General features: G+C 64.2%; 27 protein-coding genes. 10 read left to right on the top strand and 17 right to left on the bottom strand.

Annotated elements, in window-relative coordinates; genetic code table 11:
* Positions 1-34: 34 nt before the first annotated feature.
* The 3 genes from MKI88_RS12595 to panB form a co-directional block, all read right to left on the bottom strand.
* Positions 35-1,408 (bottom strand): PQQ-binding-like beta-propeller repeat protein, encoded by a 1,374-nt coding sequence (locus MKI88_RS12595; RefSeq protein WP_241631737.1) that lies wholly within the window; start codon positions 1,406-1,408, stop codon positions 35-37.
* Positions 1,405-2,106: a tetratricopeptide repeat protein gene (locus MKI88_RS12590; RefSeq protein ID WP_241631736.1), complete on the bottom strand. Its 702-nt coding sequence runs from the start codon at positions 2,104-2,106 to the stop codon at positions 1,405-1,407. The genes MKI88_RS12595 and MKI88_RS12590 overlap by 4 nt, the downstream gene beginning before the upstream one ends.
* Positions 2,107-2,173: 67 nt before the next feature.
* Positions 2,174-3,034 (bottom strand): 3-methyl-2-oxobutanoate hydroxymethyltransferase, encoded by an 861-nt coding sequence (gene panB / locus MKI88_RS12585; RefSeq protein ID WP_241631735.1) that lies wholly within the window; start codon positions 3,032-3,034, stop codon positions 2,174-2,176.
* Between the two features lie 242 nt (positions 3,035-3,276).
* Between panB and MKI88_RS12580 the strand changes: the two genes are divergently transcribed.
* A complete protein-coding gene (locus MKI88_RS12580; protein WP_241631734.1) occupies positions 3,277-4,293 on the top strand; it encodes a phosphatase PAP2 family protein in 1,017 nt (338 codons plus the stop codon).
* Here MKI88_RS12580 and MKI88_RS12575 read toward each other — a convergent pair.
* Entirely contained in the window at positions 4,253-5,230 is a 978-nt protein-coding gene (locus MKI88_RS12575; protein WP_241631779.1) for a glycerophosphodiester phosphodiesterase, read from the bottom strand. The genes MKI88_RS12580 and MKI88_RS12575 overlap by 41 nt on opposite strands.
* A gap of 158 nt (positions 5,231-5,388) precedes the next feature.
* Between MKI88_RS12575 and MKI88_RS12570 the strand changes: the two genes are divergently transcribed.
* Entirely contained in the window at positions 5,389-6,363 is a 975-nt protein-coding gene (locus MKI88_RS12570) for a YeeE/YedE thiosulfate transporter family protein (RefSeq protein WP_241631733.1), read from the top strand.
* Between the two features lie 130 nt (positions 6,364-6,493).
* A complete protein-coding gene (locus tag MKI88_RS12565) occupies positions 6,494-7,792 on the top strand; it encodes an MFS transporter (protein ID WP_241631732.1) in 1,299 nt (432 codons plus the stop codon).
* 5 nt (positions 7,793-7,797) lie between these two features.
* Here the strand turns inward: MKI88_RS12565 and MKI88_RS12560 are convergent, their stop codons facing one another.
* The gene (locus MKI88_RS12560) at positions 7,798-8,154 is read right to left on the bottom strand and encodes an ArsC family reductase (protein ID WP_241631731.1); all 357 of its coding nucleotides are present in this window, start codon (positions 8,152-8,154) and stop codon (positions 7,798-7,800) included.
* A gap of 31 nt (positions 8,155-8,185) precedes the next feature.
* Positions 8,186-8,425: a hypothetical protein gene (locus tag MKI88_RS12555; RefSeq protein WP_241631730.1), complete on the bottom strand. Its 240-nt coding sequence runs from the start codon at positions 8,423-8,425 to the stop codon at positions 8,186-8,188.
* Positions 8,426-8,605: 180 nt separating this feature from the next.
* On the opposite strand from MKI88_RS12555, the gene MKI88_RS12550 reads away from it, so the two are divergent.
* Genes MKI88_RS12550 through MKI88_RS12535 form a run of 4 tightly spaced genes read left to right on the top strand, consistent with a single transcriptional unit; the run spans position 8,606 to position 10,330 of the window.
* Positions 8,606-8,929 carry a metalloregulator ArsR/SmtB family transcription factor gene (locus MKI88_RS12550; protein WP_241631729.1) on the top strand — a complete coding sequence of 108 codons (324 nt, stop codon included), beginning with the start codon at positions 8,606-8,608 and terminating at the stop codon, positions 8,927-8,929.
* Entirely contained in the window at positions 8,930-9,421 is a 492-nt protein-coding gene (locus MKI88_RS12545; RefSeq protein ID WP_241631728.1) for an SRPBCC family protein, read from the top strand.
* 29 nt (positions 9,422-9,450) lie between these two features.
* Positions 9,451-10,125 (top strand): DUF998 domain-containing protein, encoded by a 675-nt coding sequence (locus MKI88_RS12540; RefSeq protein WP_241631727.1) that lies wholly within the window; start codon positions 9,451-9,453, stop codon positions 10,123-10,125.
* On the top strand, positions 10,115-10,330 hold the full coding sequence (locus MKI88_RS12535) for a DUF4287 domain-containing protein (RefSeq protein WP_241631726.1): 216 nt from the start codon (positions 10,115-10,117) through the stop codon (positions 10,328-10,330). Before MKI88_RS12540 ends, MKI88_RS12535 begins: the two co-directional genes overlap by 11 nt.
* Positions 10,331-10,333: 3 nt before the next feature.
* On the opposite strand, the gene MKI88_RS12530 is transcribed toward MKI88_RS12535, so the two are convergent.
* Complete coding sequence (locus MKI88_RS12530) at positions 10,334-10,717, bottom strand: RidA family protein (RefSeq protein WP_241631725.1); 384 nt, start codon at positions 10,715-10,717, stop codon at positions 10,334-10,336.
* Between the two features lie 289 nt (positions 10,718-11,006).
* Here MKI88_RS12530 and MKI88_RS12525 point away from each other — a divergent pair, with 289 nt between their 5' ends.
* Together MKI88_RS12525 and MKI88_RS12520 are read left to right on the top strand one after the other, a co-directional pair.
* The gene (locus tag MKI88_RS12525) at positions 11,007-11,669 is read left to right on the top strand and encodes a VOC family protein (protein ID WP_241631724.1); all 663 of its coding nucleotides are present in this window, start codon (positions 11,007-11,009) and stop codon (positions 11,667-11,669) included.
* Positions 11,670-11,745: 76 nt separating this feature from the next.
* The gene (locus MKI88_RS12520; RefSeq protein ID WP_241631723.1) at positions 11,746-12,225 is read left to right on the top strand and encodes a cupin domain-containing protein; all 480 of its coding nucleotides are present in this window, start codon (positions 11,746-11,748) and stop codon (positions 12,223-12,225) included.
* Between the two features lie 101 nt (positions 12,226-12,326).
* Here MKI88_RS12520 and guaA read toward each other — a convergent pair whose 3' ends face one another.
* The 5 genes from guaA to MKI88_RS12495 form a co-directional block, all read right to left on the bottom strand.
* Positions 12,327-13,886: a glutamine-hydrolyzing GMP synthase gene (guaA, locus tag MKI88_RS12515; RefSeq protein WP_241631722.1), complete on the bottom strand. Its 1,560-nt coding sequence runs from the start codon at positions 13,884-13,886 to the stop codon at positions 12,327-12,329.
* 306 nt (positions 13,887-14,192) lie between these two features.
* Positions 14,193-14,594 (bottom strand): hypothetical protein, encoded by a 402-nt coding sequence (locus MKI88_RS12510; protein ID WP_241631721.1) that lies wholly within the window; start codon positions 14,592-14,594, stop codon positions 14,193-14,195.
* Positions 14,595-14,938: 344 nt separating this feature from the next.
* Positions 14,939-15,196 carry a hypothetical protein gene (locus MKI88_RS12505; RefSeq protein ID WP_241631720.1) on the bottom strand — a complete coding sequence of 86 codons (258 nt, stop codon included), beginning with the start codon at positions 15,194-15,196 and terminating at the stop codon, positions 14,939-14,941.
* 154 nt (positions 15,197-15,350) lie between these two features.
* Positions 15,351-17,534, bottom strand: a complete 2,184-nt coding sequence (locus MKI88_RS12500) for a prolyl oligopeptidase family protein (RefSeq protein WP_241631719.1) — start codon at positions 17,532-17,534, stop codon at positions 15,351-15,353.
* Between the two features lie 211 nt (positions 17,535-17,745).
* Complete coding sequence (locus MKI88_RS12495) at positions 17,746-18,330, bottom strand: glutathione S-transferase N-terminal domain-containing protein (RefSeq protein WP_241631718.1); 585 nt, start codon at positions 18,328-18,330, stop codon at positions 17,746-17,748.
* A gap of 287 nt (positions 18,331-18,617) precedes the next feature.
* Here MKI88_RS12495 and MKI88_RS12490 point away from each other — a divergent pair, with 287 nt between their 5' ends.
* Entirely contained in the window at positions 18,618-19,148 is a 531-nt protein-coding gene (locus MKI88_RS12490) for a DUF4136 domain-containing protein (protein ID WP_241631717.1), read from the top strand.
* Between the two features lie 72 nt (positions 19,149-19,220).
* On the opposite strand, the gene MKI88_RS12485 is transcribed toward MKI88_RS12490, so the two are convergent.
* The 5 genes from MKI88_RS12485 to rpsM form a co-directional block, all read right to left on the bottom strand.
* Positions 19,221-19,667, bottom strand: coding sequence for a DUF1508 domain-containing protein (locus tag MKI88_RS12485; RefSeq protein WP_241631716.1), 447 nt, complete (start codon positions 19,665-19,667; stop codon positions 19,221-19,223).
* Between the two features lie 210 nt (positions 19,668-19,877).
* Positions 19,878-20,300, bottom strand: a complete 423-nt coding sequence (rplQ, locus tag MKI88_RS12480) for a 50S ribosomal protein L17 (RefSeq protein WP_241631715.1) — start codon at positions 20,298-20,300, stop codon at positions 19,878-19,880.
* A 162-nt stretch (positions 20,301-20,462) separates the two neighbouring features.
* The gene (locus tag MKI88_RS12475) at positions 20,463-21,524 is read right to left on the bottom strand and encodes a DNA-directed RNA polymerase subunit alpha (RefSeq protein WP_241631714.1); all 1,062 of its coding nucleotides are present in this window, start codon (positions 21,522-21,524) and stop codon (positions 20,463-20,465) included.
* Between the two features lie 97 nt (positions 21,525-21,621).
* Complete coding sequence (rpsK, locus tag MKI88_RS12470) at positions 21,622-22,011, bottom strand: 30S ribosomal protein S11 (RefSeq protein ID WP_119765343.1); 390 nt, start codon at positions 22,009-22,011, stop codon at positions 21,622-21,624.
* A gap of 13 nt (positions 22,012-22,024) precedes the next feature.
* Positions 22,025-22,393 (bottom strand): 30S ribosomal protein S13, encoded by a 369-nt coding sequence (gene rpsM / locus MKI88_RS12465; RefSeq protein ID WP_241631713.1) that lies wholly within the window; start codon positions 22,391-22,393, stop codon positions 22,025-22,027.
* Positions 22,394-22,454 lie beyond the last annotated feature (61 nt).

The following is a 22,454-nucleotide window of genomic DNA, read 5'->3' as shown; positions in this document are numbered from 1 at the left end:
AGCGATGCGCGCGCCGTGTCGGCGCGGGCCCACATCAACGCCAGGCGGTCAGCCTGCCGCTGTCATCGAGAATGTACAGCGTGTTGTTCGCCACGATCGGGGGCAGGTTCACCGCCGATTTCAGCTCGCGCTGACCGCGGATCGCGCCATCGGTGGGCGAGACTTCGGCGAGCATGCCATCGTTGCTCACCAGCACCAGCCGGTCGCCCGCGAGCACGGGGCCCTGCCAGCTGATCGGCCCTTCCTTCTTCTTGGGATTGCGATAGCGCGTCAACTGCGCCTGCCAGCGCACCTTTCCGCTGACGCGCGACAGGCAGAGCAGCTTCGCTTCATCGGTGACGACGAAAACCCATTCGCCCGCGACCCAGGGGGTCGAAATGCCTGCGATGTTGATTTCCCAGAGGCGCTGGCCCGTGACGAGTTCGAGCGAGACCATGCGCCCGCCCTGCCCGACCGCAAAAACGCGGCCCTGGTCGATCACCGGATCGGCGTCGATGTCGGACAGGATGCCGACCGCGGTCGCGATGCTGGTGCGCGAGAGCGCGTCCTGCCACACTTCCTGGCCGTTTTCGTAACGATAGGCGCTGAGCTCACCCGAGGAATAGCCGCCGACCACCGTGCCCTGCGCGATTGCGGGGCTGGCGACGCCGAACACGCCTGCGGTCTCGAGCGTACCCGCGCGCGTCCACTCCTGATTGCCGTCGCTCATGCGCAGCGCGAAGATCTGGTTGTCCTGGCTCATCACATAGACATTGCCGTTGCCCACGCCGGGAGCGCCGCGCAGCGGTCCGCCCGGACGCTTCTTCCAGAGCTGCGCACCCGTCTGCGCGTTGAAGGCCGCGACGTCGCCAATGCCGTTGGTGGCATAGAGCATGCCATTGTCATAGCTGACGCCACCACCGAACAGCAGTCCGACATTGCCCGACAATTCGCCCGACCAGAAGCTCCGCCCCCCCTCGACATCCTTGGGGTCGCCGATCTGGACGGTCCAGACTTCGGCACCCGTCTGCGCGTCATAGGCACGCAGCTTGGCGCGGCTGTCGACCGCATAGACGCGCCCTTCAGCCACGATCGGCGTGGATGCGAGCCGCTCATATTTGCTGCTGCCCGCCATCTCGGCGGTCCATGCCGGCGAAAGCGATGCGCCGAGCGCCAGATGCCCCATCGATTTCGAGGCGTTGCCGCCCGGCTGCGTCCATTCGGCATTGACCGCCGCCATCGGCAGCAGAACCGCCACATCGGCGAGCGCTGGGTCGACCTCGACCCCGCTCTCGGCGGTCAGCACGGGGACGCGCTTGCCCACCGTAGGCGTCTTGGGCTTGTTATCCTCGCCACCCCCGAGAATGCTGCAGCCGCCAAGCAGGATCGCGGAGACCGCAACCAGAACTCCATTCCTCACCAAGGTCATTCCTTCTTTTCCCCACGCGGTTGCACCACCGCATCGACCCCCAATACCCCCGCCATCTGGACCGCGCGTGAACGGATCGATTCCGGAACGCCTTCATCCTTGGCAATTGCGGCGAAAAGCGGGCCGGCCAGATCGGGTTTGTTCATGTTGAGATAGGCAATCGCAACCATCTCGCCCGCGCTGCCGAACCACGGCCCGCCTTCGATCGCGAGCGGCTTCAAGCGCGCGACGACATCCGCGGGCTTCAGGCTGTCATATTCGGCTGCGGTCTGACGAACCAGCGCCAGGTCTCGAAACGGCTTGGCGACGTTCGCATCCTCGGCAATCGCCTTGTAGCCCGCGGCGGCCGCCTTGGCGTCGCCTGCCTGCAGCTTCATGCTCGCGAGCGTGAGCCGTGCGGTCGTGCTATAGCCGTCGTTCTTGCTTTCGGTGAGCGGCTTGAGCTTCGCCTCGATGCCCTGCTTGCGCCCGGCCTCGAGATCGTCGAGAATCTGGATCAGCGCCTCGCCCTCGGCTTCGGACGCCTTGGTCTGCTCATGGCTCCACCACAGCCAGCCGCCAAATGCGGCAAGCGCGATCACCACAGCGACGATCGCTGCCTTGCCCCAGCGCCTGGCCGCGCGCGCGACCTGGTCGCGGCGCAGTTCCTCGTCCACCTCGCGCAGGAATGCTTCATTGGTCGGGGGCGTCGATGCCAAGTTGAATTCTCCGGAAATGCAAAATTGGCGCGGACCTTAGCCGCGCACGATCAGAAACGAAAGCGTCTCAATCTTTCGGCTGGTAGGTCTGTTCGAAGCCGGGGAAAGTGCGCGTGCGGACTTCCTCGGCATAGCGCGTCGCGGCCTCGTCGATCCGTGTCGCCAGATCGTCATAACGCTTGACGAAACGCGCGGTGCGCTCGAACATGCCGAGCATGTCGTCGATCACCAGCACCTGACCGTCGCACTGCGCAGACGCGCCGATCCCGATCACAGGGCACGACACTTCGGCGGTCACCGCCTGCGCCAGCGGCTCGAGCACGCCCTCGACCACCATCGAGAACGCGCCCGCATCGGCGATCGCGCGCGCGTCGGAGATGATCTTGGCGTGTTCGGCATTGGTCCGTCCGCGCGCGCCATAGCCGCCCAGCGCGTTCACTGCCTGCGGGGTCAGCCCGATATGGCCGACCACCGGGATCCCGCGCGACGACAGGAAGTTGACCGTGGGCGCCATCGCCTCGCCGCCCTCGAGCTTGACTGCGGCCGCTCCCGTTTCTGCAAGCACGCGCGATGCCGCGCGGAACGCGTCCTCGGGACTCGCCTCATAGCTGCCAAAGGGCATGTCGACGACGACCACCGAATGATAGCTGCCGCGCACCACCGCCGCGCCATGCGCGATCATCATGTCGAGCGTCACGGGCAGGGTCGAAGGCAGGCCGTATATCACCTGCCCCAGGCTGTCGCCCACCAGCAGCATGTCGCAATGCCGGTCGAGCAGCTGCGCCATGCGCGCCGTATAGGCGGTGAGCATGACGATCGGATCCTTGCCCTTGCGCGCCTGAATCTGAGGCACGGTCATGCGCTTCATCGGTGCGGGCGTCGGATGCGCGCGGCTGGTTGAGGTGTCGAGCGTATAAGTTGTGGACATGGGAGGCTTCTTAGCCGCTCATTGCCGCATCCGCCAGACCGCGGACATATCGGCCTGTATTCCCGGCTGCCGCAACGGTGGAGCGGGGCGACATGGCGACAGTGCGCTTCGTCGCCCCTTGTTCGTCCGTCCGCCTTTGCTAAAGCCTTGGCGATAGCGGGCAGAGTGGCTGCGCCGGGTCGAATAAAGGCGAGTCATTGACGGAGCGGAATGGGGCAAGGACCAGGGCAGGCGTCGCACGCATGATCCTTGATGTGCCCGCGCATCAGCGGCGGAGCATGGGGCGCCTGCTGGGCCTGATCGGATTTGCGGGCATCCTGCTGCTCAACCTGACGCCCGCAGGCTATGCCGATTTCCTTCTCTACCTCACCTTCTACATCCTGCTGTCGGCGGGTGCGGCATTGTGCATCGGCTTCACCAGTCACCGTTTCCGCCTGAAGCGCGGTCCGGTCGACATCGAACCCTTCGACTATGCGCCCTGGCTCGGCGTCGCCGCGATTGTCACCGGAACGACGATCACGTCGTTCATGATGTTCAAGCAGTTCGTCATGCCCCCGCGCGGTTTTCCGCTCGATCCCGCGCTCGCTGCCTTCGATCGCTGGCTGTTTCTCGGCCGCGATCCGTGGACGGTCACGCACAGCCTGATCGGCGGCTGGCCGGCGGCCAAGCTGCTCGACATCCTCTATAGCCAGTTCTGGTTCATCCTGATGTACTGTTTCCCCGCGATCGCGATCGCGTTGGCCAAAAGCTACGAGATCCGTCTGAGGCTCGTGAGCTGCTGGCTCGCGTCATGGATACTGATCGGGAGCGTCGCGGCCTGGATCCTCGGATCGGCGGGGCCCTGCTATTACAACGCACTGGTCGGCCCCGACGCCAGCTTCGCGCTACTCAACCAGCGGCTGGCCGAACTGGGCCGCAGCGCCGAGGCGGCGGGCGTTACGATCCACACGCTCGGCTATCAGCCGCAGCTGCTCTCCACCTTCCTCAATCCGCGGCTCGAGGCGGTTGGCGGTATCTCGGCGATGCCCTCGATGCACGTCGCGATGGCCGCGCTGTTCGCGATTGGCGGCTTCCAGATCCGCCGCTGGCTTGGCTGGGCGATGACAGGTTTTGCGGTCGCGATCTGGATCGGATCGATCCATTTCGGCTGGCATTATGCGAGTGACGGCGTGGTCGGCGCCGCTATGATGGTCGCGCTGTGGAAGGCGACCGCGCTGCTTACTCGAGCGCGGCCAGCGCCTCACCGGGATTGTCGCTGAACACGCCGTCGACGCCGAGTTCCACGAACAACCGGATCTCGGCCGCCATATCGCCACGGCCGCGCGGATTGAGCCCCTTGCGCATGTCGGCGGGCAGAAAATAATTCTCGACGCGAAAGGTCCAGGCATGGACCTTGAGCCCTGCGGCATGCGCATCGGCAACGAAGCGCGTGGGCGCCTCGCGCTTGCCAAGCTTCGACACGGGCACGATCAGCGCCTTGGCGGGCCCGACGCCATCGGCATAGGTCGCCACGCTCTTCAGACCCTCCGGCGTCGTCATCGCAGCGAAATGCGGTTCGGCACCCATCAGTTGGATCAGCCTTAGCTTTGTCAGCCCGCGCAATTCCTTGAGATTTTCCGCCTCGAACGACTGGATGAACACGGGATCGCCGGCATGCGAATAGCCATTCTTCTCCAGCATCGCGACGAGCGGCCGCTCCATCGCCAGCCCTATCCCCTGGAAATAGCCCGGGTGTTTGGTCTCGGGATAGAGGCCGATCCGCCGCCCCGCCGCAGTCTCATTGGCGCGGACAAGGTCGATGATCTCCTGAAGCGTCGGGATCTCGAACTGGCCGTCATATACGGTGTTCTGCGGCCGCAGCTTCGGCAGGCGCTCGCGCGCGCGCAGCGTCTTCAGCTCGGCGAGCGTGAAATCCTCCGTGAACCAGCCAGTGACCGCCTCGCCGTCGATCGACTTCGTCGTCTTCCGGTGCGCGAACTCCGGCCGCGCGGCAACATCGGTCGTGCCCGAAATCTCGTTCTCGTGCCGCGCCACGAGCACGCCGTCGCGGGTCATCACCAGATCGGGCTCGACGAAATCGGCACCGAGCGCGATCGCGCGTTCATAGGACGCAAGCGTATGCTCGGGGCGTTCACCGCTCGCGCCGCGATGCGCGATCACGATGGGCTTGGCGACGGGCTCGGCGGACAGCGGCATGGCGGCGCCCAGCGTAGCGACCAATGCGGCAAGCGCCAGTCCCTGCCTCGGCAAAACAACCCTCCCCCGTTGCAAAGGCGTTCTCCCTGAATGGCGCGCGTTACGCCTCGATGACAAGCGCGATTTGGTGTGCGTCGGCGTTGTGCTACGCCATATCCATGCTCCCGACGGCCGCCATCTTCGTGCTGGTCTTCATCGCCGGCTATGCGACGCAACGCGGCTCGGTGTGCGCGGTCGGAGCAATACAGGAAATTGTCGACGAACGCAGCGCGGGCAAGCTGCTCGGCTTCCTTTTCTGCGCGGGCTGTGCGCTGATCACGATGGGCGTCGCTGGTCTTGCGGGGGTGGACGCGATCAGCCGCCACCGCGACCTTGCGATCGGCACCACCACGATCGCGGGCGGCATGGTCTTCGCGCTCGGCGCGCACATCAACGGCAAATGCGCCTTCGGCACCGTGGCGGCGCTTGGCGCGGGCGATCTCGCCTATGGCGCGACGATCCTCGGCTTTGTCGCGGGTGTGGCGACGATGTTCGCCAGCGGCGCGATGCACCCCGCCGACCTCAATGGTCCGGTCGCGTCCCCACTGCTGGCTCTCGACGCGGCGCTCGTGGCGGTGCTGGCGCTTGCCCTCACGGGGGCGCTGGCCATAGCGCACTGGCGACAGGGTGGCGGTGCCGTGACTGCGGGCGGCTGGTCGACGTTCAGGGCCATGGTGGTGATCGGTCTCGTCAACGCACCGCTGCTCGCGATGTTGCATGGCTGGCCCTATACGCGGCTGCTCATCGACCTGGTCGGCGCACATGCCGAGGAGATACCCCGCCGCGTCACGATCACCGCGATCTTCGTGCTTGGTTCGGTCGGTGGTGCGGTCGTTGGTCGTCGCTTTGCCTGGCGTCGCGGCACGGGAGGACGCTGGCTGCGCGCATCGGCGGGCGGATATGTGATGGGGTTGGGCGCGGTGCTTATTCCCGGCGGCAACGATACGATGCTGATGGTGGGTCTTCCGCTGCTGCTCCCCAATCTCAGCCTCGCTTATGGAGTGACGCTGGTGACGCTTTACGCGCTTGAGACCGTATCGGCCCGATGGACGGGCGGTGCCATCCGATGGCCGTTCCGCAAGCGTCGCGCCTGAAGCCGATGGCGCAAAACAACGCGCCGCCTTTTGGCCGCGCCAAAAAATGAGACTGGTTCCTTTTTCGAGCGGAGCTGATTAGAGAATGGAAAAAAGCACAAGCGCATCGACGATGCGGATGGGGGATTTGATGCCGATAGCTGATCGCACCGCCGGCGCCGAGTGGCGCCGATACCATATGCTGCCGATCGCGGCGGCACTGGGATATGCGACCAGCGTCATCCATATTTACGGGCTTGGTCCCTATATCGCGCCGATCAGCGAGTCTTTCGGCTGGTCGCGCACGCAGACCACGATCGGCCTGACGATCGCGACGCTCGTCCAGGCGCTTTTCTCGGTGCCGATCGGATTGCTGGTCGACCGGCTGGGGCCGCGCGTTTTCGGCGTCGTCGGCGTGCTGCTCACCACCGGTGCATTCGCGCTGCTCAGCACCGCAACCGGCGACAAGACCCAGTGGTATTTCCTCTGGGGGCTTCTTGCTGTCGCCACCTTGCCGGTGCAGGCGACGATATGGACCAGCGCCGTCGCAACGCGCTTCGAGGCGTCTCGCGGGCTCGCCTTCGCGATCACGCTCTGCGGCGCATCTCTCGCGGCAGCCATTTTCCCGCTGCTGGGCACATGGCTCATCGGCAACTATGGCTGGCAGAGCGCCGTGATGGCGCAGGCGGCCATCTGGGTCGCAATCGCCTTTCCAGTGATCCTGATCTTCTTCCGCGGTGCCAAGGACAGGCAGGTCAGGCCCGCGCCCGCCGATCAGCCGGTGGCGCAGGAACTGGAGGGCTCGAGCCTGTCGGAGGGCCTGCGTTCCTCGATCTATCACCGGCTATTGCTCGCCAGCCTGTTGTTCACCTTCACCATCATCGCGCTCGTCGTGCACTTCGTTCCGATATTGACCGATCGCGGCGCCGATCCGCTCAAGGCAGCGGGCATAGCGTCGCTTGTCGGCATTTTCTCGATCGTCGGGCGCCTCGGCACGGGACTGCTGCTCGATCGCTTTCGGGGATCGCTCGTCGGGGCTGTGGCTTTCCTGCTTCCCGCTATCGGATGCCTGTCGCTGCTGCTGGCCGGAGACGAATTTCTGGGGCAGGCCGTCGCGGCCGCGCTGATCGGGCTGACGCTGGGCGCGGAGGTCGACGTGATCGTCTATCTGACGACGCAGCATTTCGGGCTCAAGACCTTCGGCGGTCTCTATGGCGGGTTGCTCACCGCGCTGTCGATCGGGACCGCCACGGGACCGCTCGGCGCGGCAGCCATCTTCGATGAGTTTGGCAACTACACGATTTTCCTCTGGCTCACGATCGCGTTCATGGTCGCCAGCAGCATCGCCCTCGCCAGCTTGCCGCGCCCGGCCTATGCACGCCGGCCGGGCTCTCGCCAGACCCAAATCGAACCGTCGGATCCAGCCTCCGATGGGATCGGGCCAGCATAGGACGCTTATCCGGTGGAGGCGAACGCTGCCTCATACTGATCGGGCTTGAAGCCCACCAGCCGGCGCGCCCCCAGGTCTAGGACGGGGCGCTTGATCATCGAGGGTTGCGCCAGCATCAGCGCGATAGCCTTGTCCGCGTCCAGCCCCTCGCGATCGGCATCGGGCAGCTTGCGGAAGGTCGTGCCCGCGCGGTTGAGGATTGTCTCCCACCCGTGCTCGTCCACCCAGCGACGCAGTTGCACCTCGTCCGCCCCCACGGCCTTATAGTCGTGGAAGTCATAGCCAATTCCGCGATCTTCCAGCCAGGTCCGCGCCTTCTTGATCGTGTCGCAATTCTTGATGCCGTACATGGTGATGCTCATGCGCGGTGTGTGGCGCGCGCCCGTCGCGGGGTCAATCCTCGTCGAGCCGCACGAACTCGGCGACAATATGCCCGCCGCCAGGAAGCAGCTTGCCGCCCGCATGCTGGTCGCACGCCGCCTCCGCCTCTTCCAGCGTTGGATAGGTGCCGAGCGGAGCCCAGCCGAACAGGCGCTTGCGCTGCGCGATGTACCAGTCGGTATAGCCGCGCCCGCTGAGCAGTGCGGCGATCGCCGATTTCCGTTGATGGATGACGCGATAACGGACCTTCATGCCCCCTTCCTAGCCGCGCCCGCGATGCGAGACCAGCGGTGACCTGCGGGTGCCGTCAGGGACTGTGACAACGAAGAGGCTCCATCCAATACTTAGGTATTGACCTAAGTATTGGATGGAGCTAGATCGCGTCACATGTTCCCGCACGCTTCGATTCCTGCACCCCCATCACCCCCGCCGATGATCGACGGCGTCTTTCGCGCGCTCGCCGATCCCACGCGGCGCGACGTGCTCGAACGGCTGAGCGCGAAGCAGGCGTCGGTCAGCGAGCTTGCTGCGCCGTACAAGATGGCGCTGCCCTCGTTCGTCGAGCATCTGAAGGTTCTTGAAAGCTGCGGTCTCGTTGCCTCGCGCAAGATCGGCCGCGTCCGCACCTACCGGCTCGAGCCCGATTGCCTGAAGCTCGCCGAGGACTGGCTCGGCCGCCAGCGCACGCTCTGGGAACGCCGGCTCGACCGGCTCGACAGCCATTTGCTGAAAATGAAGGAAGAGGAGAATCCCTAAATGACGTTCCCCCTCGGAAAGCCCGACCCCAAGCTCGACCTCGTGCTGGAACGCGAACTCGACGTGCCCGTCGAGCTCGTCTGGAAGGCCTGGACCACGCCCGAGCATCTGCGCCAATGGTTCGTCCCCAAGCCCTGGACGATCACGTCCTGCGAGATCGATCTGCGCCCCGGCGGCATCATGAGCACGACGATGCGTTCGCCCGAGGGTCAGGAATTTCCCAATGCCGGCTGCTATCTCGAGGTCGTGCCCCATGAGCGGCTGATCTGGACCGACACCTTGCTCCCCGGCTACCGCCCCGCCCCCAAGCCGTTCTTCACCGCCGCGCTGCTGCTCGCGCCGACCGAAACGGGCACGCGCTACACCGCGATCGCGATCCACGGCAACGAGGAGACGCGCAAGAACCATGAGGACATGGGCTTCCACGATGGCTGGGGCACGGTCGTCACCCAGATGGTCGAATATATCAAGGCGGGCAGCCTCGCGCGCTGATCCGGCGCCTGTGAACGGGAGTTCTCGATATGACCGAATCGTACAGCAGCAATGACGCCCGGTTGCTCCGGGCGGGGATTGTGGCCGGCGTGGTCTTTCTCGGTGTCTCGACCGTGGAGATCTTTGCACGTCCCGGATTCGACATCATGCGCCACGCGATCAGCGTGCTCAGCCTGGGCGAGCGTGGCTGGCTGATGGTGGCGACCTTCATCCTGTCCGGGCTTCTCGTTCTGGCGTGCGCGATGGGCTTGCGTCGCGCCTTGCCGGGTAGCCGTTGGGTACCGATCCTGATCGGCCTGTACGGGCTGGGACTGATCCTTGCCGGGATCTTCCCCGCACCGCCGGGAATGGGTTTCCCCCCGGGCACGCCCGACGACCAGATGCCCGTGATGACGCCCACGGCGATCATCCACTCGATCGCCTTCATGCTGGCATTCGGTTCGCTGATTGCGGCGTGCTTTGTCCTTGCGCCGCGATTGGCCGATGGCTGGTCTGCCTTCTCGCTGACTGCGGGCATCGTCATGCCCGTGCTCATCATCATTGGCATGGCTGGCGTCATTCCACCCGGCATCGCCTTTTTCATTGCGGCCGCGCTGGGCTGGATCTGGCTCGGGGCGATTGCGCTGCATCTCTCCTCGCCGGCTGATGCCCCGACGCCCCCTGCGGCGCTGACGCGCGCGCCCGGAGGAACCCATGTCCTTTGAAGCCTATATTAGCAACATTCACGCCAAAACGGGCAAGATGCCCGAGGATTTCCACGCGATTGCGGCCGAAAAGGGCCTGACGGGCCCGCACATCAAGGCCACGCAGATCGTCAACTGGCTCAAGGCGGATTTCGGCCTCGGCCATGGCCACGCCCAGGCGATCTGGGCGGTGTTCAAGCGAAGCGGCTGGGTGGGAGGGCCCTGAGCGTCAGCCCCGCCGCATCGCGGTCACCTCGATCTCGAGCTTCATCTCGGGCGCGACGAGCCCGACGATGAGGCCGGTTGCGGCGGGGCGGATATCGCCAAGGGTTTCGGCGAAGACGGGCATCGCCTCGTTCCACCACGCCATGTCGGTGGCATAATAGACCACGCGCACGATATCGGCCATTTCGAAGCCCGCCTCGGCCAGCGCTCTCTCGATCACGCGAAACGCGTTGCGCGCCTGATCCGCTGCACTGTCGGGCATGATACGCGTGTCCGGGTCATAACCCGTGCAGCCCGACACGAAGCAGAAATCCCCCTGCACGACCGCACGCGAATAGCCGATCGTCGCCTCGAACGGGGAACCGCTGGAAATGAGCCTGCGTGTCATGCGTGATCCTCTTCAGATATGTGGCGCAACCGTGCGTTGCGTAAGAAACGGAGGCTGCCCCGGACGGCTCGCCCTCTATCGGCCCGCGCAAGAGACGGAAAGAGGCTGTCGACCAACGGCACAATTCGGCCGCCTATTTAACACGCAAGCGATTAAATCGGACACATATTGACACGGGAGCGCGACTCGCTTATTTAAATCGCATACGATTAAATCGCGTACGATTACAAAACATAAGAGGCGCGCATTGCAGGCGCCGGTGCAACTCAACCCTATCAAGGAACATGTCATGACCAATGCAAGCACAGCTCCCGCCGTCGATTTCAAGCTCGAGATCGTCGTCATCCCCGTGTCGGATGTCGATCGCGCAAAGGCGTTCTATGAGAAGCTCGGCTGGCGCCTCGATGCCGATTTCGCGGGCCCCGATGACTATCGCGTGATCCAGTTCACCCCGCCCGGATCGGGCGCTTCGGTGATCTTCGGCAAGAATGTGACGGCAGCCGCGCCCGGCTCCGCGCAGGGGCTCTATCTGATCGTCTCCGATATCGAGGCCGCCCGCGACGAACTGCTCGGCCGCGGCATCGCGGTCGGCGAGCCCTTCCACGCCGAAGGCGATGCCCATGAGGGCACAGACGAGCCCTATCTGTTCGGGCGCCGGCGTTTCCCCGGTGTCGATCCGGAGCGCGGCACTTATCGCTCCTATGCTTCCTTCAGTGACCCCGACGGTAACGGCTGGCTCCTCCAGGAAATCACCACGCGCCTGCCCGGCCGCATCGATGCCAACGGCGCGAGCTTCACTTCGCCCGCAGACCTCGCCGCCGCTCTGCGCCGCGCCGGTGCCGCCCATGGCGAGCATGAAAAGCGCAACGGCGGCAAGCACGATGAGAACTGGGCCGACTGGTATGCCGAATATCTCGTCCGCGAACAGACCGGCGAACCGCTTCCCGAATAAACGTTATCGCATAGACACCGGGTCTTAGGCAGGCCCGGTGTCTTTGACCAGACGCAGCACATTCAAGGAGATCCACATGCGGTTGCGCCCCAGACGGCCTTACTTCAGCCGCGCAACGGTGTTTGCGCTGACCATGGCCTTACCCGCCACGAGTGCAATCGCCGAAGCGCCTGCCAGCCCGGTTGCCGCCGCGCCCGCACAGGCACCTGACGCGCTCGCGGGCAAGCTCACACGTCGTGTGATCCAGCGTGCTCCTTCCTCAACCCCGGGTCGCGAGATCGTGCAGGTCGAAACCGAAATTCCGCCCGGCGTCGAATCGGGATGGCATATTCATCCGGGCGAGGAAGTCGGCTTCATCATCGCCGGCGAGGTCGAAATGCACGTGCAAGGACGCCCGACCATCATCCTGCGCGCGGGCGACGGCTTCCTCATCCCTCCGCGCACGCCCCATAATGCGCGCGATATCGGTCCCGAGACCGGACGGATGCTGTCGACCTATATCGTCGAGCCCGGCCAGCCGCTTGTCACCCTGGTCGATCCGCACGCGCACAAATAGGCGCAGTCGGGCGGCTCTGTTGAGTGACAAAAAAAGGCGTCCCCCCGGACGCCGCTTTTCGAGTGAGGAAATCTTCCCGTCCCCCGGACAGGATGATTTCCTCACTCCCATTCGATCGTGCCCGGCGGCTTCGAGGTATAGTCGTAGACCACGCGGTTGATGCCCTTCACCTCATTTACGATCCGCGTCGCGACGCGCGTCAGAAAGCTGGCATCGAAGGGATAGACGTCGGCTGTCATGCCGTCGGTTGAGGTGACCGCGCGCAGCGCGCAGACCGAGTCATAAGTGCGTCCATCGCCCATCACGCCCACCGTCTTGACGGGCAGCAGCACCGCGAAGGCCTGCCAGGTCGCGTCATAGAGCCCAGCGTTGCGGATCTCCTCGAGGTAGATCGCGTCGGCCTTGCGCAATATGTCGCACTTGTCCTTGCTGACCTCACCCGGAATGCGGATCGCGAGCCCCGGCCCCGGGAACGGGTGCCGGCCGACGAACACCTCGGGCAGCCCGAGTTCGCGGCCCAGCGCGCGGACCTCATCCTTGAACAGCTCGCGCAGCGGCTCGACGAGCTTCATGTTCATCCGCTCGGGCAGCCCGCCGACATTGTGGTGGCTCTTGATTGTTACCGAGGGCCCACCGGTGAACGAAACCGATTCAATCACATCGGGATAGAGCGTGCCCTGCGCCAGGAACTCGGCGCCACCGATCTTGCGTGCCTCCTCCTCGAACACGTCGATGAAGGTCTTGCCGATGAATTTGCGCTTCTTCTCGGGGTCGGTCTCGCCCTTGAGTCCCGACAGGAACAGCGTCTCGGCGTTCACATGGACGAGCGGGATGTTGTAGTGTCCACGGAACAGGCTCACCACCTGATCGGCCTCGCCCGAGCGCATCAGCCCGTGATCGACGAAAACGCAGGTCAGCTGGTCGCCGATCGCCTCATGGATCAGCACCGCTGCGACCGCGCTGTCGACGCCGCCTGAAAGACCGCAGATCACCTTGCCCTTGCCGACCTGCGCGCGGATCTCCGCGATCTTGGTCGCGCGGAACTCTGCCATCGTCCAGTCGCCCTTGAGCCCGCAGACATGGCGCGCGAAGTTGGCGATCAGCCGCGCGCCATCGGGAGTGTGGACAACTTCGGGATGGAACTGCACGCCATAGAAGCGCCGCGCCTCGTCAGCCGTCGCCGCAAAGGGCGCACCATCCGACTGCGCAATCGTGCGAAAACCCGGCGCGGGCTGGGTGACGCGGTCGCCATGGCTCATCCAGACCTGGTGCGTCTCGCCCTCGGCCCACAGCCCGTCGAAGATCGACGAACGATCGGCAATGTCGATAAAGGCGCGGCCGAACTCGGCATGGTCGTGCGCTTCGACCTTGCCACCCAGCTGCTCCATCATCGTCTGCTGGCCGTAGCAGATACCGAGGATCGGCACGCCCGCCTCAAAGAAATGCTGCGGCGCGCGCGGGCTCTCTATATCGGTCACGGACGCCGGCCCTCCCGAAAGGATGATGCCCGCCGGCTTCATCCGTTCGAATGCCTCGGCGGCCGCATTGAACGGCGCGATCTCGCTATAGACCCCCGCCTCGCGCACGCGCCGGGCGATCAACTGCGTCACCTGGCTGCCGAAATCGACGATAAGGATGGAGTCCTGCGGCTGTACGGTCATCGAGTCGCCCGAATGTCTGGAATGAGGAGATGCGCGCCGGTTAAAGCGCGCGGGCAGGCCTGTCCAGTTTTGCAGCGCATCCGGTGGGGTCAGCTATAACAAATGTCGCGAGAGAGAAGTGCCGCCGGCCTTGCAAGGGCAGCAAAATGGCCGGCGGCTAAGGTATCGAGAAAACTCGAACAGGACGGGGAGAGGGAGCCGCCTGTGTCATTCTTAAAGCATATCTGATAATGACTCGCACGAGCAATTAATGACAAGCAATCCCCTGCCCGGCCGAACCAAGGCTCCCGATCGTCGGCAGCATTCTTAGCCCGCTTCAGATCCATCCTCGATGCGCATGCTTTCGACACGGCCATTACGCGCGAAACACGTGAACACCGTCTCGTCGCGGAACAGGCCCAGGAGCCCGCGGCCGGTCTCGACGACACCCTCGACCTCCCAGCCGCCGCCGGTCTGGCGCACCTGCCCGATCGCGTTGACGCGGCCGCGATGCCCCTCCAACGTCGCCTCGCGCTCGGCGGCGAGGGCGCACAGGTCAACCGCCGCATCCTCCGCACTGGAAGGCGCCTCCTCAGCAATTTCCTCTTCGCCCGACGAGACCTCGTCATCGTCAGTAGACTGGATCTGGTGGCCCTTGTTCTGATAGTTTTGCCGCTGCGGCGGATCGAAAGCCAGCGCCGGCTCCGTCGACAAGAACAGCGCCGCCACCAGAACCGCGGATCCGCTGAGAGCCCTGATACCCGACATACGCGCAAACCTTTCGTGACGATGGAAGATCAGCGCTATCGGGCGCGCGCTTTCGCGGCAATGAACGGCACCATCGAGCTGACATGTCGATCCCGATATCCCGTCACTTCATCGCGCCGACACACCGCGGAGCTCCGCGCGCAACACTGTCGGCAGTGCAAGCTGCGATGCCCATGGCCTCGCGATATGATGAATACGCAAAAACGCGCCCACCCTTCCGTCAAGGAAGGTTGGCGCGTCTCGAGGCTGATGAATCTGTTGCCGCCTTCATGCGGCGGCAACAGTCTCAGTATATGCGCGGTGGCTCAGGGGCTCGAAGGCTCATCATCGTCATCGGCAATCAGGATGATGCCGACGATCACGGCAACTGCGCCAAGACCGATCCAGATCCAGCTGCTCTCGCCCTCTGCCCGGTTGGCACTGGCAAGGGGAGCACCTGTACGTTTGGCGGCATTGACGACCGACAATTTGGATGCTGGCGACTGCGGTGCCGCTGCAATCGCGGGCGTTGCAGCCATCATTAGTGCCGCCATAGTCGCGGCAACGGTTCCCAACTTCTTCATCGTTGTTCCCCTTTCGTGGAGGGCATTATGGCCCATAGCATAGAACAGACGATGGTCGAAGCAGTTCCCTATGCGTAAAAATTCCTGATTTCGCATAGCCGCTTAGGGCGCGAACGTCGTCAATTCGACGCCGCGCCCGTAATCGCAATCGCAATCAATTCGCGACCGTACCGATCTTCAGCCCCGTCCATTTCGCCGTGAAGGCATACATGTCCGCGGATTCCTCGATGATCTTGTCGGTGGGCTTGCCGGAGCCATGGCCGGCGCGCGTTTCGATCCGGATCATGTGCGGTCTGGATCCGATGTCCGCTGCCTGGAGTGCCGCTGTATATTTGAAGCTGTGCCCTGGCACCACGCGGTCATCGGTGTCCGCGGTCGTCACCAGGATCGCCGGATAATCGACACCCGCCTTGACGTTGTGATAGGGCGAATAGGCGCGCAGCGCCTTGAAATCGGCCTCCTTGTCCGGATGGCCATAGTCATCGACCCAGTAACGTCCCGCAGTCCAGCGGTCGTAGCGCAGCATGTCCATCACGCCCACCGCGGGCAGCGCGGCTGCGAACAGGTCAGGGCGCTGGTTAACGACGGCGCCCACGAGCAGCCCGCCATTGGAGCGCCCCTCGATCGCCAGCTTGTCCTTCGAAGTGATCCCCTGTGCGATCAGATATTCGCCCGCACCGATGAAGTCGTCGAACACATTCTGCTTGTTCTGGAGGCGGCCAGCGTCGTGCCACGCCTTGCCATATTCGCCGCCGCCGCGCAGGTTGGCGATCGCCAGCACGCCGCCCTGCTCGAGCCAGGCGAGCCTCGTCGCCGAAAAGCTCGGCGTTACCGAGATGTTGAAGCCGCCATAGCCATAAAGCAGGGTCGGTGCCCCACCCGCTGGCAGCGGCCCCTTCTTGCGGACGATGAAGACAGGGATCTTCGTCCCGTCCTTCGATGGATAAAACTGCTGGAGCGTCTCATAGGCCGTGGGGTCGAACGCCACCTTGGGCTGCGCAAATACACTCGCTTCACCCGTGGTCGTATTGAAGCGGTAAACCGTGGGCGGGGTTGCGAAGCTCGAGAAGGTGTAGAAGGTCTCGGGGTCGCCCGCCTTGCCGCCAAAGCCCGCCGCGGTGCCAATGCCGGGCAACGTGACGACGCCACCGGGCTTGCCGTCCAATGTCACCAGCTCGGCCTCGGACTTGGCGTCGCCCAGATAGGCGAGCACGATCTTCTCGCCCACCATCGACGCGCCGACCAGCGTCTCGGCGCGCTCGGGGACGATCTCGACGGGCGCTGCCTTGGGTTTCGCGACGTCGAGGGTCACCAGCCGCTGCCGCGGCGCGCCCTTATTGGTGAGAAAATAGAAGCGTGTGCCGATATTGCCGACCAGTTCCCAGTTGTTCTCAAGCCCCTTGACGAGCGTCCGGGGCAGCGCGCCTGGCTTGCCGAGGTCGAGCACGTGGAGCTCATAGCGTTCGTCGGTGCCAGCCGAAGAGATGATGAGCAGAAATTTCCCGTCATCGGTCACCTGCGCGGTATGGCCGAGCGCAGGTCGGTCGGGGGTCTCGTAGACCTGCGTATCGGCGTCCTGCGGCGTCCCGATGCGGTGAAAATAGACCTTCTGGTTCGACGTGATCGACTGGAAAGCCTGGCCGTCCGCGGGCGCCGCGAAACGCGAATAGTAAAAGCCGCTGCCGTCGCCGGCCCAGCTCAGTCCCGAATATTTGACCCACTTCACCTCATCGTCGAGCACCTTGCCCGTCGCGGCATCGAGCACCTTGACCGTGCGCCAGTCGCTGCCCCCGTCCTGGATGGCGTATACGAGCTTGCTGCCGTCATCCGAGGGTGTCCATTCGGCGAGCGCGGTCGCCCCGTCCTTCGCCCAGCCGTTCGGATCGATCAGCACGCGTCGCGCTCCGGTCAGCCCGTCTTGCGCATAGAGCACCGACTGGTTCTGCAGGCCGTCGTTGCGCGTGTAGAAATAGCGGTTCCCCGCCTTGCGCGGCACACCGAGGCGTTCGAAGTTCATCAGCTTGGCCATCCGCGCCTTGAGCACGTCGCGCCCGGGCAGCGTGTCGAGATAGGCATCCGTCACGGCATTCTGCGCATCGACCCATGCCTTCACCTTCGCGTCGCCGCGCACGTCGTTCTCGAGCCAGCGATAGGGGTCCGCCACCTTGATGCCGAATTGCTCCTCGACCGGCCCGGAAGCCTCGCTCGCCGGATAGCTAAAGGCAGGTGCGGGCGCCTTGCCCGCAATCGGGGCGGCGTCATCGGCGGGGGTTTGTGCGTTCAGCATCATGGGGATCGCGATAAGCGGAAGGCTCAAAAGAACAAGCGCGTGGCGCATCGGGCTTCGTCTCCGTACGGGCAGATTGTGTTGCGGCGAACCGTAGCGCCCGCGCGACCGATCGCAAATCCGACTCGACGAACGACATCTTCGCCGCTTCAAAAGATGATGATGGCAAGGACGCCATCGGTGAACGCTTCAAGCCTGCCCGACTTCATGGCGTTTCTCCCCGATTCTAAGCCTGTGCGATCGCGGGCCGTCTCGTGTTCGGCTAGGCCAGACCCTCCGCCTTGAGCGTCGCCTGTACCGCCGGTCTCGCCGTCAGACGCTCATAAACGGCGTCGAGTGGGGCCGGGACGCTCACCCCGAAACGCTTCGCCCACAGCAGCGTCACGAACAGGTAAAAGTCGGTGACGCCCGGCTGGTCGCCGCGCAGAAAATCGCCCTTGATGGTGTCGGCGAGATATTGCAGCCGCCTGGTGATGTACGCGCTGGCAGTCGCCTTCTGATCTTCGTGGCTATCGTGCCAGAATGGCTTGAAGCTCTTGTGGATCTCGGTCGAGATATAGGCCAGCTGCTCGAGCAGACGCGTGCGCGCGAGCGGACCATCGAACGCGAACTGCGGGTACAGCGACGCAAGGTAATCGAGCACCGCGATGTTCTCGGTGACGAGCTGACCATCGTCCAGCTGCAACGCGGGGACATAGCCCTTGACCGTCACCGAGTTGAAATCCGTGCCAGTCGCGGTCTGTTTCGTCTTGAGATCAACGCTTTCGCTCTCGAAGGGCATGCCGGCTTCGTGCAGGGCGATATGTCCGGCGAGGCTGCAGGCTCCGGGGCAGTAATAGAGTTTCATCGGGCGATCCTCTTCGCGTGGGTCGAGCAGTTCGGTATAATCGCGCGCCTTTGATAGCACACTCCCATAGTGGCCAGACCTCGCGCAGCGCGCGCAATGCATGTGCCGGCCGACCGTCGACCTCGGGGATTTCCCCGATTTGATTCAAGGGGAAGCCCCGATATCCCGCCCGTCGCGCAGCGCCTATGACTGGCCGCGACCTTCGGCGTTGATCTGCACCCGCACCCGATGCTCCAGAACGGACAAGCGCGATTGCGGGCGGCCGAAACGGAACGGGAGAACCAACCATGCGAAAGCTCGTCCTTGCCCTGCTCGTCGCCAGCTGCGCCCTCTCGGTGGCGAGCGCGAAGGTGACGACCGATGCAGATCCGTCGGCGGTATTCAGTTCGTACAGGACTTATCATTGGGAGATGAAGCCCGAGGGCGGTTCGCCATTGATGCAGCAGCGCATCGTCGATGGCATCAATGCGCGGCTGCAGGCCAAGGGGTGGACGCTGGCCGACAAGGGTGATGTCGCGCTGGCCGCGCATGTTTCGTCGTCCCAGAAGCAATCGCTCGACACATTCTATAGCGGCAGCGCAATGGGCGGCTGGAGATGGCGCGGCTGGGGAGGGATGGGAACCGCGACCACCACGGTTCGCACCTATGACGTGGGCACGCTTGTCGTCGACATGTTCGACGCCAAGACACAGCAGGCCATATGGCGCGGGACCGCTTCGGAGACGCTTCCCTCGTCGCCGGAAAAGGCAACCAAGGTGCTGAACAAGAGCCTCGACAAGATGTTCGCCAAATTCCCGCCGGGTAGCGCGGCGCAGTGACGAACCGCGCCGAGACGGCGTCGTCGCCTGGGCACTCTCCTGCTCTCGCCGGCGCCGGTCGGCCCTCCCCGTTCAGTGCGTGGCGGAACTCGGGCGGATGTCGGCGCCGGTAGCGAAGTGCTTGAGCTGCTCTACCGCCGCGGTGCATTCCCCTTCGGTGCGATAGCCGCGTCCCGAAGCGAGGATATGATCGGGCGCGGTGCAAAGGCGCCACCGCCAATCGCCCCCCGACCGAAGTGTCGACGTCAAACTGACCTCTTGCGCCCGATAGATTTCGAAATAGGCGTCCGTGCCCGGGTTCGTCTTGCTCGGCACCCAACAGGATACCAGCCGCCAGGGGTGTTCGTTTGTCAGTCCGCTCGCCCGGATCGCTGTCGGGGGCGCCGCTTCCGGATCGGAGTTCGCCGCGCCGGCATGCACATATGCGGACAGGATATCCGCACGGAGTTCATCGGGTGCTGAAGCCGCGGCACTCAGCGCCCCGCGCCACTGCGGCGGCATGTTATGATTGACCGGCATGTGTCTGCTCCCATCGGCAAGCGGGAGCAGCGTGTGTCTCTCAGTCGTCGCGAGCCTGCTAAATGATACGGAAGCGACGATGCCACACCGTACACGCAAATGCGGCCGGCGAACAGGGATGCGATGCCCGCCCCGCCAGCTTGACCGCCAACAAAAAAGGCCTCGCGTTTCCGCGAGGCCTTTCTAAGTATTCCTGGCGGAACCTGAGCCTCAGGCCGCTTCGTCCATGTCGTCGTCACCGGCGACCGGACCCGAATCCTGGCCCTTGGCGCTGACGTCGCGGTCCACGAGCTCGATGTACGAGACTGCCGCCGCGTCCGAGGCGCGGAAGCCGGCCTTGATGATGCGGGTATAGCCGCCGTTGCGGTCCTTGTAGCGCTCGGCCAGTACGTCGAACAGCTTCTTGAGCTGCGCGTCGTCGAGCAGGCGCGCATGCGCGAGACGACGGTTCGAAAGGCCGCCCTTCTTGGCGAGCGTGATCAGCTTTTCGACATACGGGCGAAGTTCCTTCGCCTTGGCCGTCGTGGTCATGATCTGCTCGTGCTTGATCAGTGCTGCCGCCATGTTGCGGAACATGGCTGTACGGTGTGAACCGGTACGCTGCAGTTTGCGGCCGCCTACGCGATGACGCATTGTCTTCTTCCTTCAGTTCGTTCGGGGGCCGTATAGCGGGTCCCATCAAAGTAGTACTTTGATGGGGTCCCACTGGTACCCCGGACCAGGCGGTGAAAACGGGGCACCGCCGCGACCCCTTCAAATATTTCTCCCCGGACATGCCGGGGAGAAACGAAGTGCTTAGCCCAGGATTTCCTGTTCCAGCTTCTTGGCCATTTCCTCGATATTCTCGGGCGGCCAGCCGGGGATCTCCATGCCGAGGCGCAGGCCCATGCTGGAGAGGACTTCCTTGATCTCGTTGAGCGACTTGCGGCCGAAATTCGGCGTGCGCAGCATCTCGGCCTCGGTCTTCTGGACCAGATCGCCGATATAGATGATGTTGTCGTTCTTGAGGCAGTTGGCGCTGCGCACCGACAGCTCGAGCTCGTCGACCTTCTTGAGCAGGTAACGGTTGAGCTGGTTGGTGTCGCTCTCGCTCTCGGCAGCCGCGGGGGCCGCCATGCCGATCGGCGCCGAGGCCTGCACCATCTGGTCGTCGAAGTGGACGAACAGCTGGAGCTGGTCCTGCAGGATGCGCGCGGCATAGGCCAGCGCATCGTCAGGCGTGACGGTGCCATCGGTCTCGATGGTGAGCGTCAGCTTGTCATAGTCGAGCTCCTGCCCGACGCGGGTGTTCTCCACCTTGTACGCAACCTGGCGGACCGGCGAGTAGAGCGCGTCGATCGGGATCAGCCCGATCGGCGCGTCGGCCGGACGGTTCGCAGCGGCGGGGACATAGCCCTTGCCGGTATCCGCGACCAGTTCCATGTTGAGCGTGGCCCCCTCGTCGAGGTGGCAGATCACGAGATCCGAGTTGAGGACTTCGATGTCACCCGACACCGAGATCATGCCCGCGGTGACTTCCGCAGGGCCGGTCGCGGAAAGCTGCAGACGCTTGGCGCCCTCGCCTTCCATCTTGAGCGCGATCTGCTTCACGTTGAGCACGATATCGGTCACGTCTTCGCGGACACCCGCGAGCGACGAGAACTCGTGCAGCACGTTCTCGATCTTTATCGAGGTGACCGCAGCGCCCTGAAGCGAGGAGAGAAGAACGCGGCGCAGCGCGTTGCCGAGCGTCAGGCCGAAACCGCGCTCGAGCGGCTCGGCGACGAAGGCCGCCTTGCGCTTGGCGTCGCCGCCAGCTTTCTTCTCCAGGCCATTGGGCTTTTTCAATTCCTGCCAGTTCTTGACATTGACAGACACGGGCTTCCCCTTGGCGTTGGGCGGGAGCCAGGCGGCTCCGGCCGATAACAATAGGTCGAAGGGCCGCCCTCAAAAGGGCAGCCCGTCGGGGATCACATCAGACGCGACGACGCTTGGAGGGGCGCACGCCATTGTGCGGGATCGGCGTCACGTCGCGGATCGACGTGATGTTGAAACCGACCGCCTGCAGCGCACGAAGCGCCGATTCGCGGCCCGAACCCGGGCCCTTGACCTCGACCTCGAGCGTGCGGACGCCGTGCTCGGCGGCCTTCTTGCCCGCGTCCTCGGCCGCGACCTGCGCGGCGTAAGGGGTCGACTTGCGGCTGCCCTTGAAGCCCATCATGCCCGCCGAGGACCAGCTGATCGCATTGCCCTGCGCGTCGGTGATGGTGATCATGGTGTTGTTGAAGCTGGCGTTCACATGCGCGACGCCTGCGGTGATGTTCTTGCGTTCGCGCCGGCGAAGGCGCTGCGGTTCACGTGCCATTATCTAGCGCCCCTTACTTCTTCTTGCCGGCGATCGGCTTCGCCTTGCCCTTGCGGGTACGGGCGTTGGTGTGCGTGCGCTGGCCGCGGACGGGCAGGCCCTTGCGATGACGCAGGCCGCGATAGCAGGCCAGGTCCATCAGGCGCTTGATGTTCATCGCGGTCTCGCGACGAAGATCGCCTTCCACGGTGTGGCTGGCGTCGATCGTCTCGCGGATCTGGAGCACTTCCTGATCGCTCAGGTCCTGCACGCGACGCTCAGGCGTGATGCCGAGCTGCGTGATGATCTGCTGGGCCTTGGCCGGTCCGATTCCGTGAATATACTGCAGCGCGATCAGAACGCGCTTGTTGGTCGGGATGTTCACACCCGCAATACGTGCCATCAATCTTCCTCCTGCTCCACAGGCGGCCCTGGCAGACCGCCCATCTCATCGCGTCAGTTCC

The sequence above is a fragment of the Sphingomonas sp. LaA6.9 genome, from assembly GCF_022601895.1.
Taxonomy (GTDB): domain Bacteria; phylum Pseudomonadota; class Alphaproteobacteria; order Sphingomonadales; family Sphingomonadaceae; genus Sphingobium_A.
Note: the sequence above shows the minus strand (reverse complement) of the source record. Positions and strands in the feature narration are given on the sequence as shown.